This is a genomic window from Simiduia litorea (assembly GCF_042853465.1).
In the GTDB taxonomy this organism is placed as follows: Bacteria; Pseudomonadota; Gammaproteobacteria; order Pseudomonadales; family Cellvibrionaceae; genus Simiduia; species Simiduia litorea.
In genome coordinates this window covers 771,778-785,541 of the sequence record NZ_AP031497.1, presented here as the reverse complement: position 1 = coordinate 785,541, position 13,764 = coordinate 771,778, and the positions used below count along the sequence as shown (strand labels likewise).

6 protein-coding genes are annotated in these 13,764 nt (G+C 49.2%); 5 read left to right on the top strand and 1 reads right to left on the bottom strand.

Translation table 11 applies throughout. From position 1 onward, the window contains the following. Positions 1 to 76: 76 nt before the first annotated feature. The 5 genes from ACGHTT_RS03480 (at position 77) to ACGHTT_RS03460 (ending at position 13,107) form a co-directional block, all read left to right on the top strand. The gene (locus ACGHTT_RS03480) at positions 77 to 424 is read left to right on the top strand and encodes a DUF2956 family protein (protein ID WP_390593520.1); all 348 of its coding nucleotides are present in this window, start codon (positions 77 to 79) and stop codon (positions 422 to 424) included. A gap of 143 nt (positions 425 to 567) precedes the next feature. Beyond that, positions 568 to 1,362, top strand: coding sequence for a substrate-binding periplasmic protein (locus tag ACGHTT_RS03475; protein ID WP_390593519.1), 795 nt, complete (start codon positions 568 to 570; stop codon positions 1,360 to 1,362). A 92-nt stretch (positions 1,363 to 1,454) separates the two neighbouring features. Then, entirely contained in the window at positions 1,455 to 3,203 is a 1,749-nt protein-coding gene (locus tag ACGHTT_RS03470; protein ID WP_390593517.1) for an ATP-binding protein, read from the top strand. 26 nt (positions 3,204 to 3,229) lie between these two features. Beyond that, positions 3,230 to 8,833, top strand: a complete 5,604-nt coding sequence (locus tag ACGHTT_RS03465; protein ID WP_390593516.1) for an alkaline phosphatase D family protein — start codon at positions 3,230 to 3,232, stop codon at positions 8,831 to 8,833. A 350-nt stretch (positions 8,834 to 9,183) separates the two neighbouring features. After that, on the top strand, positions 9,184 to 13,107 hold the full coding sequence (locus tag ACGHTT_RS03460; protein ID WP_390593515.1) for an EAL domain-containing protein: 3,924 nt from the start codon (positions 9,184 to 9,186) through the stop codon (positions 13,105 to 13,107). On the opposite strand, the gene ACGHTT_RS03455 is transcribed toward ACGHTT_RS03460, so the two are convergent. Then, a complete protein-coding gene (locus ACGHTT_RS03455; RefSeq protein ID WP_390593512.1) occupies positions 13,100 to 13,747 on the bottom strand; it encodes a hypothetical protein in 648 nt (215 codons plus the stop codon). The two genes, ACGHTT_RS03460 and ACGHTT_RS03455, sit on opposite strands and share 8 nt — an antisense overlap. Between the last annotated feature and the right edge of the window lie 17 nt (positions 13,748 to 13,764).

Here is a 13,764-nt window from a genome sequence, read left to right as displayed (position 1 = left end):
TCTGTGCAACGACAGTGCTAAACGGCACCGTCATTCGAAACATAGATATCACATTAAAAACTTGGCAGGCAACTCTGTGGCAAAGCAAAAGCATACTAACATTTCTGAAAAAACCAGCCTTGAAGCGCAGGCGGTGGCCAAAGGGATTCAACGGCCAGGGCAGACCAAAGAGCAATCTAAACTCATCGCTCAAGGTATAGAAAAAGGCATTGATCTCTATAAAAAACAGCAAAAAGCAAAAGCCAGAGAACTAGATAAGGCGCTCAAGAAAGCTAAGCAAGGTCCCGAGCTCAGCGCGCTTGACGTAGAAAACATCCCCCGAGTTACACCAGAATCAGGTCGTTTACCCTGGGTTTTATTGCTGTTATCTTGGCTGCTTTTTTCTTTAGTGATCGGTTTTTATTGGCTGCACACAACCGCCTAATGGCATCGACTATTTGACGTATCGATCAATAGCAGGAGTCATCATAGGGCAATGCAATTAAATTTTGCCGGCTAAACAGCGATTTGTTAAGATGGAAAACTCCATCTGAGCCTTTCGAGGGCGAACATCATCGCACGCGATACATGAACCTTATTGGCCGTTTGCCTCGCTGGATACTCAGCCTAAGCGTATTTTTCTTATTCACCCCAAGCATCCTCGCCGACAGCCCACTACCTACGCTTAATATTGTTGCGGTCGAGCTTCCGCCGTTTATTTTTGAAAAGGAAGGTGAGGTTCACGGCCTGATGGTTGACATCATTGTCGAGGCCAGCCGACGTACGCATCTGCCGGTTGCATTTAGCCTAACCCCATGGCAAAGGGCGATGACGCAAATTCAATTCGGCGACGCCGACGCCATTATTCCCACGCAATACAAACCTGAGCGAGAACAACAGCTCACATTTCCTGCGACCCCCTTGCACCTGTTTAAATTTGTGGTGGTAAGTCGGAGTGACCTCAGCGCTAACTACACCGGCAAAATCTCTGATTTATACGGCGCAAATTTTGTACAACTCAGAGGCGCGAGCATTGGCCCCGTGTTCGACCAACTCGTAGACAAAGGGCTCATCAAACCGCAACTGACCAATAATTTCCTGTCCATAACCCGTATGATTGCTGCAAGAAGAGCGGATTACAGTGTATTGCCTCAGTTATCAGCACTCTATTATCAACAAACCACTGGCTTAGATGTCGCACCCTTGATGCCTGTTGCCGACCAACACCCGGTGTACCTAGCCTTCTCAAAAACCAGCAACTACCCAACGCCTCTCATTGAACGCTGGGCTCAAGCAATTGCAAACATGCAACGAGACGGCAGCATAAACGCCCTAGAGCGTGCCTATATTGAGCGCTATCTACCCCAGCCTAGCCACCTCTAATCGACTTTTACCCACCCTTTTATTAGTTTAAGCTCAACCCCCTAAGCGCTATGATAGGCGCAACCTTTGATTTCACGCGCAAGTAGCTATACATGGATAGATCTAGCTCCCCAGATGGGCAAAATATTGAGGCCGAACTGATTCGGATGCTGGCCCAACAGGGCAGACTCACGCTCGTCCCCCTAGCCATTGCACTTTGTATGATTGCTACGTTTGCGGCTGACAGCTTGCCGCAATGGATTTGGGGTGGCTGGATAGCCCTCGCCATGCTGCTATTGGTGGTTCGTACTCAGGTGTTTATGCGCCTACCGTCTTATCCTTCTCTTAGCGACCAGAAAAAACTTCACCTCGCAACCTGGGTATCGGTTTGCAATGGAGTGGTGCACGGCATGCCACTGCTCGCTTTTAACTATTTTTCCGAGCTAGAACGCGCCGTCGTCACCATGATATTGATGGGCACCAGCTCTATTACCGTGGCAACCACGGCCGGTTACAAACCCATTATTCTGGCCTACACCTTGCCGACGCTTGGATTAGCTGCTGTGGTTTGGGGTATGCATGGTTGGCAGCCCGTGTACGACTGGCCGTCAATTTCCGGTGCATTACTCATCATTTGCTACCTACCACTACTGATCAAACTTGCCGGCAATGGTTTTTCTATTTTCGAACGCTCTTATCGCGAGCGCCTCGCTCAATCAGCGGTTAACGTGCAGCTGCAAAGCGTGTTAGAACAAGCCGAGTCGGCCTCCTCCGCCAAAACGCGATTTCTCGCGTCGGCCTCGCACGATTTACGGCAGCCCATTCACGCACTGTCACTTTTCGGTACGGCACTCAGTAAGCGCCCACTCGACGACGAAGCTCGCGATATTGTCGGCCACATGGAAACTGCGCTTGGCGCCTTAGCGTCGCAACTCGACTCACTGCTCGACATCTCGAAATTAGACGCGGGAGTGGTGACGACCAACCGCCAAACCTTTAACTTGCTCGATATGGCCGAGCGCTTACAAATAGAATTTAGCCCAGCAGCCGAAGAAAAGGGTTTAAGTATTTGGCTCGATTGTTACGTCGATGTATTTGTCGACACCGATGAAATTTTGTTCGAAAGAATTCTGCGCAACCTATTATCAAACGCCATTAAGTACACCAAAGAGGGCAAAATTATGCTCTCAATCAATGCTGAAGAAGAAGTCGTCACCGTGTCGGTGGTCGACTCAGGACGCGGCATTCCAAAAGCAGAGCAGCAGCGGGTATTTGAGGAATTTTACCAACTGGAAAATCCAGAGCGCGATAGACGCAAAGGGCTTGGCCTAGGCTTGGCTATCGTCAAACGCTTAGTGAAACTCCTCAATATTCAGTTTTCGCTCTACTCGGTACCAAACGACGGCACGCGGGTATCGTTAACCCTGCCTATAAGCGCGGCCGCGCCACAAGTTCCACAGCTAAAGCCAAAGGTCATCAGCTCTTGGGATAATCTGCGCATTCTCGTCGTCGATGACGAAATGGAAGTGGGTTTGGGCATGCAGGCACTGCTAGAAACGTTTGGCGCGACAGTGGATATCGCCGACAGTACGGCGTCTGCCCTCAAAGCCGCACTCACAGAAAAGCCCGACATTCTATTGGCAGATTTTCGTTTACGCGGAGAAGATAACGGCATCGAAACGGTTCGCAACCTACGCGCCATCTATCCAAAATTACCGGCCATTTTGATCAGCGGAGATACCGCGCCAGACCGTTTACGCGAGGCGAATGAGGCCGGTATAAAACTACTGCATAAACCTGTTGCCGCACCGGTACTCGAAGACGCTATCGCGGTTGCCTGTAATCTCGCTGTCACGGAATAACACAACGATTTACCAAGGAAGAACTCATGCCCCGCGCTAGTCAGTGGATCTCAGAACGATTTGAAAATTTCATAGAGCAGGCGCAAGGGCAAGAACAAGCCCTTAGTTTTGACATCCTCATTGTCGGTAGCGGCTACGGCGGTGCCATTGCCGCCAACACCTTCGCCGGCCGTCAGCACAACGGCCGACCACTGCGCATCGGCTTGCTCGAGCGCGGCGATGAATACCTCACTGGTATGTTTCCTAAAGATCTCGCCGAACTACCGGCCCATGTTCGCGGTCTCGCAGGCGCCAATCGCTTCGGCCAAAGCCATGGCTTATTCGATTTACGCATCAATGGCGATATCAATGTACTTACCGGCAATGGCATCGGTGGCGGCTCACTGATCAACGCCGGCATCATGGCAGCACCACTACCCGACGTATTTGATCAGCGCTGGCCAAAAGCATTGCACAATGGCACGCCATTAGATTTTGTTAAGGCCAGAGCGCTCGTGGGCGCGGCCAGTAGCAGCGACAGCGCTATCGCCAACAGTATCAGTGCAAGCGGGAAAATTCCTGAAAAATACCGCAGCTTACAAGCCTTAGCACCTGCCAATTGCTCAGAGGCGCCAGTCACCACGGCCATGCAAAATGGGCCAAACCAAGCGGGCATTGAGATGTCTGCCTGCAACCACTGTGGCGACTGTGTTACCGGTTGTAATCAAGGGGCGAAAAATTCACTAGACCTAAACCTCTTAGCCCAAGCCAAACACAAGGGCGTTGAAATCTATGCCGGCGTCAGCGTCAATAAATTAGAGCCAGACGCAAAATCCGGCACTGGCTGGCGAGTGCACTGCCACCTAACCAACGATAAGTTACGCCAAGGTCAAGCAGAGGTAACTCACTTGCGAGCAAAGCAAGTGATTCTCGCCGCCGGTAGCCTCGGCTCGACAGAAATACTCATGCGCTCGGCCACCGAGCGATTACAGTTTTCCGAGCAGCTCGGTCAAGGGTTTTCCGGTAATGGCGATGCTATCGCTGTGGGCTTTAAACAAAACTTACTGGCCCAAGCTATCGCCTGGCCAGAATTGAAGCCAAGTGAGAGACAGGTTGGACCTACCATTACGGGCATTTTAGATTTGCGTAAGTCCTCCGGCGTACTCATTGAAGAGATGGCGGTACCGAACTCACTGTCGCAATTATTTTCTGAACTTTACACCTCCAGTAATGGACTGCACGCGCTGGGACTTTGGGATAAAAAAGACCACACCAGCGGGCCAGTCGTGGACGATCCCTTTTCGCTCAATCGACATGATTTAAATCACACATCCCTGTACGCCATCATGGGTGATGATGATGCCGATGGCCAACTCGAACTCAGATCACCCAAAGACAAATTATTTGCCGAAGGCGAGTTACAAGTACACTGGCCAAGCGTTAAAGAAAAACCACTTTTTACTCATCAAATTAATACACTTAAAAAGCTTGCTGACAATTCGATTCAAGGTAACCTTCTCAGCAATCCAGCTTGGTCAGCTCTGCCTAGGGAATTAAGCGAACTCTACGGTGCACCAAAAGGCCCGCTACTCACCGTGCACCCATTGGGGGGTTGCGCCATGGCCGATAGCATCGAGCAGGGCGTGGTAAATCATCTCGGTGAAGTTTTTAATGCTGATGCCGTGGGCGGTATACACGACGGGCTGGTGGTATTAGATGGCGCTATTATGCCGAGCGCGCTCGGCATTAATCCAGCATTGACCATCAGTGCTTTAGCCCTCCGCGCCAGCGAAATGTTATGCGCGCAATGGGGCTATCTGCACAACAACATAGCCTGCGTAAACCTAGAGCCCATCGCCACACAAAGACCTCTTTGGCGCGAAACCAACATTCACGAAACGCTTACCCCCACTAAAATTGAAGTCAATGAACGGCTAAGCGGTGAAATCCATTTAGCTACTTCAACAGGCGAGAAAGCGTTCGTTGCAGAACTAACACTAAAATTCAAAGACAAAGCGCTCAGCGATTTTTACGCCGGTGCCGGAAACGGCAGTACGCAAAACAGAGTGTCTGAAGTCAATTGCGAGCGCGACGGCAATAAACCCAATAGCTACCTTCGCTTATACAACCCCACAATGTGGCACCAGCTCACCACACGCCGCGCTAGCGAATCCGAGTTTGAACAAGCCGCCCTCATTGTTGCGCCTATCAGTGGCCAGCTTGACGTCATGCAACGAGCACCACTGAGCGCCAAACAGCGCTATTGGCGAGGCTTCAAAGCATGGGCATTAAATAGAGGCATACGCGATATCTTGCAGAGCTTTCGACCCGCCAGCACAAGTGCTTCATCCATGAGCGTGTACGACAAAGCAAAAAATTTGTTGAAGTTAACAAGCTATGCCGGCGAAGCGCGATTATTTCAATATGAACTAGCCGTACATAAACCTGATGCAGGTTGGCCAAGTGAATTTTCGGCGTTTGACGATAATAGCGACAAGTATTTAATTACCGGTGCAAAAACAATTACCTACAATCGCCGCGCCAACCCCGTTAGGCAATTATCGGATATAACGCTTATACACTTTCCTGGTTTAATCGCGCGAATTAAGCCAGCCGTTTTATCCTTCGACAATCGCAACATTGCACGCAACAACCAACCCTTAGTCAGTATTACCCAACACCAAAATTTGGTACAAGCGTTCGCTGACCTCTGTTCATTCTACGCCTACTTTGCACGCCTAATGATTAGCACGCACTTACTCACCTTTAGGCTGCCAGATGCATCGAGCGAAAAACAACCCCAGCGATTTGCAGGAAAAATAAAAGGCCTACCCGCGCCGGAAATGACCGAGCTAACCGTTGCCACTTTAGACAATGGTTTGCCGATTAACATTCGGTTAACCCGTTATAGAAACACCGCCAGCGACGAGCCACCATTAATTATGCTACACGGCTATAGCGCCTCTAGTACCACCTGGGCGCACCCCGCCATCGCTAATTGTGCGGCCAGTTATTTCCACAAGCGCAAGCGTGATATTTGGCTAGTGGACCTGCGAACATCGTGTGGTTTTTTATCGGCCATGTTGCCGTGGCGCTTTGAAGATGTCGCATTCCAAGACATTCCTTTGGCGCTAAGCCATATATTACACACCACACAAAAAACGCAATGCGACATCATCGCCCACTGCATGGGCTCAGCCATGTTAAGTATGGCGATCTTAACCTCCCCCGAGCCCGGCGCACCGTATTTCAAGGAGCGCAAACAGCTGCCCAGCAGGATTCGAAATCTGGTACTCACGCAAGTTGGGCCCAGAGTTTCCTTTAGCCCGATGAATATGACCCGGGGCTATCTGCTAAAAAACCTGCGCCATCTCATGGGCAACCTACCATTCTCCTTTAAGCCAAAGGATGTGCCTTCAACACTGGAATCGCTTCTTGATCGCGCCCTGCAAGTACTACCTTATCCCGAGCAGGAATTCAGCAGAGAAAACCCTATCATTTCATGGAAGCGTATCCAGTGGTCGGCAACGCGTCGCCGCATCGACGCGCTCTACGGCCAAGCCTTTTCTCTCGACAATGTTTCAGACAAGCTACTCGAACATATCGACGATATTTTTGGCCCGCTTTCCATGGGCACCCTCAGTCAAACTATTCACTTTGCCTTTCAAGAGCAAATCACTAACTTTGAAGGCGAGAATGTGTACGCTGTGCCAGAAAACTTTCGCAGTCGCTGGCTCTGCAACACACTGAGTTTACACGGCGCCAAAAGCGGACTGGCCGACGTCGGCACTGCAGCACTACTCGAACTAGCCATGACGCATGCAAAAGGCGAATATCAAAACCATATATTTCCAAACTTCGGTCACCAAGATCTGCTCATCGGCAATGGCTGCGCTGACGTTTTCAAACGGATTGAGCAGTTCTTCGACAAAAGTTCAGGTAGCATAGCCACAAGAAAAGAAACCAAAACAATAACGACGCCCCCAAAAAACTATACTTTTTCGCTACCCAGTTTAGGGCCAGTACTCGGCCCTGCCGTTAACGGCCACCTGCCCATCATGCTAGGCACACAGCTATCAGAATCTAGACCTGACTGGGTACTTTTTGTTGAGGTTGATGCTACAGGTGAACCGCTCTCACCATTTGATCGGGCACTTAACGATAAAACCTTAAACCAACATTTTCATTTGTTATCGACCAAGGGGATGCGGCATCAATGGCTAAAGCTAACCCTAGAAGGACGAGCAAGCGAAACCCGTGACAGCATCTGGCAAAGTTTTTTTATTTACGACCATCAATGTACAACGCAAGCGCTACCCCTATCAGCGCCGCACCCGAACAATCTAATGGACTTGCTGGTAGCGCAACACAGTCCCTATCAGATAATCACGGCGCAGCACCTCAACAAGCTATTGACCGATGAACAATTTATAGCCGCTTACAATAGCGCTATCGGTCAACCAAACCAACTGAGGCAGTGCGGTCAAATTAGCCAGCGCCCCATGAGCTCAGACACATTTTCTTTTGTCGTCGCGGCCTGCCAATTTCCTGCAACACTAACGGACCAACAACCGGCATTTACCAGCTACAAACGCCTAGCCAAGCGCCTGGCGCAATCTCATCCGCCCCAGCTGATGCTGCTTTTAGGGGATCAAGTTTACGTCGACCCAACCGCCGGTGTGTTAGACCCTCAATCTTATCACCACCGATATGTCGAGCCCTATCAGACTTGGCTAGGGCAACCGGACGTAAGGCAGGTGTTGCGCCAACTTCCCACCTACATGATGCCCGACGACCACGAAATTGCGAACGATTGGGATCTCGAAGCTGGCCGCCAGCGAAATTTTGTACACGTAAAGCCCGGGCGCGAAAGCTATTTGCGATTTCAGCGTCATTCGGTATTTCTACCTCAGCGCTGGCACTTCCAACAGTCACAGCAACTGGCAGCACTACCGCTTTGGCAAACCGCTGAGCACAACAATATTTACTTCTTTTTTGCCGATGCACGCACCGAGCGGTCGGGGCGATCTACTCTAAACGCTAGCGCAGAAATCATGAGCACCGAACAATACCGCGCGCTCACCGATTGGCTCAAGGCGACACCAAGCGATGCAGCTAAGGTCATTTCCACCGGTTCAATATTTTTGCCGAGACGGCTCAGATCAACCACAGGCCTAGGTGCGTCAGCACTATCCGACGCCTGGGACGGCTACCCCATGCAGCAACGAGCACTACTTACACTCATCGCCGAACAGCAAATTTCAAACCTTCTGTTCGTTTCCGGCGACGAACATATTTCCTGTCACGCACAGATAGAAATCCAACACCCACAAGGCCCGCACGTTATTCATTCTATCCACAGCTCAGGTCTTTACTCACCAATTCCCTTCGTGAATACAAAACCGGAGGAATTCGCCGAAGACGATAACTTAACGCTGCAAACCAGTGCGGGTGAAATACCCATTCGGGTAAACTCGAACTTTTACCCCGGCGATGGCTTCGCTGAAATACGCTTTGAATGCGTGGATAATCGCTGGCAATTACACTGCGATTTCAATCGTAGCCAGGGCAAGATACCGCTTTCAGTGAGCTTCAGCTGCCCGCTCTCCCAAGCGAGTAAACAGGGCGACAGTTGCCAACTAAACGTTTAACCATCCGAACTGGCCCACGGCTGACATCGATGCTCGCTTAGCGACTATCGATGCCTGCTCCAGCGCTGATTTCATCCGAACCAAGCAGCGCCAATTTAGCTAACCAACAAACCCGCCCGCGACACCTTTAGCGATAAGCCCACCACAGTTTATTTTACGTAACCATATGTTTTTGTTACAGATTTAAAGCTATCACCACGTCTCAGCGACGAGAATATGAACCTCGCCACCACACCACTGATGCGACCACACAACAGGCACTGAGGTGTCGAGATGCCACCCAGAGTGCATTTTTGAACTAGTCTCTAACATGGCCGTCGTTCCTTTTAATACATGCACCTTGGAAAGCTATGTTTACCACCAAGTACACTCTTCTATGCTGTGCTCTAACACTTACGCTTAGTTTTTCTGGGGGTATCTACACGGCCTATTTAAACGAAAGCTTGGTAAACCAAAAGCTCGATCACATGGGTGAGCTGCTGGCTCAACAGTGGCGCGCTGAGTTTCTTGCCGTCGAACACGGCTTACGTGGTTTGAGGGGCGCCGTTGTTGCCGGTGCAGAAACCTTCGACCAACAGAAATTCGATCAATACATGCAATCTCGGGACCTCCCGACAGAGTTCGCCAGCATCCGTGCCTTTGGGGTGGTCAAACGCGTCACAGAGGAACAACAATCTGCGTTTATCGAACAAGCACTACAGGAAAATTCCACATTTTCGTTTCGCCAATTCAACCCTCATCCTGACGCGAGATACATTGCCCAATATTTAGCACCTGTAACCATCTTCAGCGACGTCTTCGGCTTGGATCTGGGTTCGGAAGAAAAGCGTCGTGCAACCTTCGACAAGGCAAGTGCAACGAATACCTTTCAAATAACACCCCCGCTTAAATCAACGGACATATTTTTACACAATTCACCTGACTATATTGCCGTTCTTGCCTACAGGCTAGATCCTGAAAGCGTCAACCAAGGCTGGGTAGTGGCGCCCTTGTTTATTGAAGATTTATTTAACGGTATTGATAATGTCGGCAGTCACATAGCCGTTGAAGTCACAGAGTTAGGTCTAAACTTTAACAGCAAAAAAAACAGAGCGATTACACCACCCAAAAAGTGGTTATTCGGAACAAAGCGCGGCCAAATAATTAGCCATACAACCAAGGTATCTTTGGCCGGCCGCCATTGGCAACTTAAGGCCTTCCCTACACGACAGTTTTACGCAGCATTAGGCTTAACATCCGCGTGGGCGGTATCATCTACGCTCGCAATTTTTGGTGCACTCATTAGCACCCTAATTTTTCTTCAGCGCCGCAGAAAGGCAGATCAAAATAGCTTAGAGACAGATCAAAGGGAGCAACTCGGCGCACTAATTGATGCCGCACCCTGCGGCATGATGTTCATCAATTCCAACTACAAATTTATGGCGGTTAACAAACAACTTTGCAAAATTACGGGACACTCGCGAAAAGCACTACTAAACGCCTCGTTTAATCTGATCATGGGTGAAAACGAAGAGGGCAACAATCTACTCATGTGCAGTACCAGCGAAAATACAATACATGGTAGCAGTGCAATTAGTTTCGAGATGATGGCTAGACGTAGCGATGGCTCCACATTTCCAGCGGCCATCGGGTTTTCTACACTGAGAATTGGTCAAGTAAATAATATCGTTGCCACGCTCGAAGATATTTCCAACCGACGATCAATCGAAAAAAGGATAGCCGAAAGCGAGGCGATGTTTCGAGAGCTCGCCAACTCAATGCCACAGCACGTCTGGACAATGGATGCAAAAGGCAACCTAACTTACGTCAATAAACGCTGCGTAGAATATTTTGGCGAAGATCAGGAGTCTCTACTCGCGGGGGCATGGTCTCGTCATATTCATCCAGACGACAAATCCTTCGTTTTCGCCACCGGACAACACTGCTTAACGACGGGTGATCGCTTTCAAGCAGAGTTTAGAATCAGAGCCCATGACGGTCGCTATGTGTGGCATATGAGTCGCGCCGAGGCAAGTAAGGACAAGGCTGGCAATGTCATGTCTTGGTATGGAACAAATACTGACATATCAGATTCAAGGAAAGCCCAAAGTGATCTGGAAAGCAGCGTTAAAAATACTCAGGCGATTCTCAATAGCGTGATTGACGGTATTATAACGATCAACGAGCAAGGAAAAATACTTACCTTTAACCATTCCGCCAGCGAGATTTTCGGCTACTCAGACGAGGAGGTCGTGGGTAAAAATGTCAACATGCTGATGGCGGAGCCATATCACAGCCGTCACGACCAATATCTCGCGAATTATCTCAGCTCTGGCCAACCGAAAATCATTGGAAAGAGTAATGAGCTCGAAGGGTTACACCGCGACGGCAGCATTTTCAAAATGGAACTTCGCGTGGCGGAAAACTCACAGGAAGACAAGCGTTACTTTATTGGCATGGTGAGAGATATCACCGAGCGACACTACAACGAAAAGCTACTGGCGGCGCAAGATCATATTCTGGGGTTGATCGCGAGAAACGCTGATCTAGCTGTCTGTTTAGAGGCGCTAATTCTCGATATTGAAGCGCTATCGCCTGAAATGCATGGGTCTATACTATTGTTAGATTCCGGAGGAAATCGACTACTACATGCGGCCGCGCCAAGTCTACCCACAGAGTACAACGCAGCTGTAAATGGCGAAAGTATTGGCCCAAAAGCGGGCTCCTGTGGCACCGCGGCTTACTTGCGAAAGCAAATTGTTGTGGAAGATATTGCCACTGACCCACTCTGGGATGACTACAAAGAATTAGCACTCAAACATAACTTGCGGGCCTGTTGGTCAACACCCATCTTTTCGCAAAATAAATTGCTAGGTACCTTTGCCCTTTACTTTTCAACACGACGAAGACCCAACGATAAGCACCGCCGTGTTATCAACATGGCGACGCATGTTGCGTCTCTAGCCATAACTCATGAACAGCGAGAGTCGCAGATCAGGCAATTAGCTTTCTATGATTCACTCACCAAATTGCCCAACCGTTCTTTGGGCATGGATAGATTAAACAGATCAATAGCGGATGCCCAACGGCGCTCGGAAAAACTCGCCGTTATATTTATTGACCTGGATTCTTTTAAAACAATTAACGACAGCCTAGGGCATCATATTGGAGATCATATTTTACAAAATGCGGCCGAAAGATTACTACGCTGTGTACGCGACAACGACACTGTGTCGCGCTTAGGCGGCGATGAATTTTTCGTCATATTAAATGGCAGCTCAGACAACATAGCCGAAGTGGTTACTCATAAAATACTCGATGCAATGGCAGCACCATTTGAGATTGAAAGCCACCTACTTCATGCCACCTGCTCAATTGGTGTAGCCATCTACCCGAACGATGGGCAAGAGGCCAATACGCTTATCAGAAATGCCGATGCAGCCATGTATCGAGCAAAAGAAACCGGCCGCAATAATGTCAAATACTACACAGAGGAGATGAATCGCACTGCGGTAGAACGTATTACTCTGGAACAAGAAATCAGGAAAGGCATAGAGAGACAAGAATTTTTACTTTACTACCAACCCCGCATTAACAACCAAACCGGTAGGATAATCGGACTCGAAGCGCTGATTCGCTGGCAACACCCCACTAGAGGCTTAACTGCACCAAACACATTTATTCCAGTAGCTGAACAATCAGGGCTTATCACCCCGCTCGGAGACTGGGTGTTAGATACGGCATGCCAGCAACTCAGCCAGTGGCTAGCCAAGGGCATTGCGCATGTCACCATGGCGGTCAATTTATCACCCAGGCAATTCAATGATAAAAACCTCGTTGAAAACATCGCAAACGTGCTCGAAAAATATCAGTTGCCAGCACGGCTCTTAGAATTAGAAATAACGGAAAGCATGATTATGGATGAAAACATAAACATCCTAGAAACGCTGGTTGAATTGAAAGACCTAGGCGTCACACTTGCCATCGATGACTTTGGCACAGGCTATTCTAATTTGAGCCGATTAAAACATCTCCCTATGGACGTTTTAAAAATTGACAAGTCCTTCGTTGATGGCATACCTGACGATCCTGACGACACCGCCATCGCTTCTACAATTATCGCCATGGCACATCACCTAAAATTGAAAATTGTTGCAGAAGGTGTAGAGACATATAGACAGCAGAGTTTTTTGAGTGATAAACATTGCGATGAGATGCAGGGCTACCTGTTTGGTAAACCCGAACCGAGTGCCATTATAGAGAAACGGCTCATAGATCAAAACAAAGCTACTTAGCGGCTTTTTTCGCTAAATACTTCAGCGCAATTTGTTCACTGCGCGATGCCTTCAACCAATGACGTGACGCCTCAACGTGACGCCCCATTTTGTCGGCGAGTACGCCGCGAAGATGCTCAGCTAAAATCGTATCGGTTTCAAAAAGACGATCGAAATTTAGCTCAAACAACTGCAAGCAAGCGATATCTTTTATGTAGTGCAAACCTTTCAGCGAGGCGAGTTTTGCCAAAGGCAAGATTTGCTGCCCATGCAACCTATTTAGATCGACAAGATCTTCCCACTTAGCTTGGACAAATCGATTACTGGCGTCGTCATAGGTCGCCAGCTGCGGGAAGTCTGTTTCATCGGAGGGGTCGTAAAAAAGGAAGTGGTCACTCGGCTCTAACCAGGCTTCCGGCAGGCGAAAACTCATATTACCCAGTGGATGAATCCTAGGTAGCTGACGATTTGAACCCGTATCGGTTAGCGAGTACTCAACAACCAGACGGTTCGACGAACCGGTATGAATCGCAAAACCACGCTCCATAACGCGGCAAAACAACTCAAAGTGCTCATCCAGTGTTTTTTGCGGGAGATGATTAGGCTTAACCGCGCGCGACAGCAGCGCTTTAATGCTCTTTGTGTAGTCATCTGAGGACATGAATCATCTGCCTCAGG

Coding starts and splice junctions, on each gene's coding strand:
- ACGHTT_RS03475 (WP_390593519.1), top strand. CDS start 568: ATGAACCTTATTGGCCGTTTGCCTCGCTGGATACTCAGCCTAAGCGTA.
- ACGHTT_RS03470 (WP_390593517.1), top strand. CDS start 1,455: ATGGATAGATCTAGCTCCCCAGATGGGCAAAATATTGAGGCCGAACTG.
- ACGHTT_RS03465 (WP_390593516.1), top strand. CDS start 3,230: ATGCCCCGCGCTAGTCAGTGGATCTCAGAACGATTTGAAAATTTCATA.
- ACGHTT_RS03460 (WP_390593515.1), top strand. CDS start 9,184: ATGTTTACCACCAAGTACACTCTTCTATGCTGTGCTCTAACACTTACG.
- ACGHTT_RS03455 (WP_390593512.1), bottom strand. CDS start 13,747: ATGTCCTCAGATGACTACACAAAGAGCATTAAAGCGCTGCTGTCGCGC.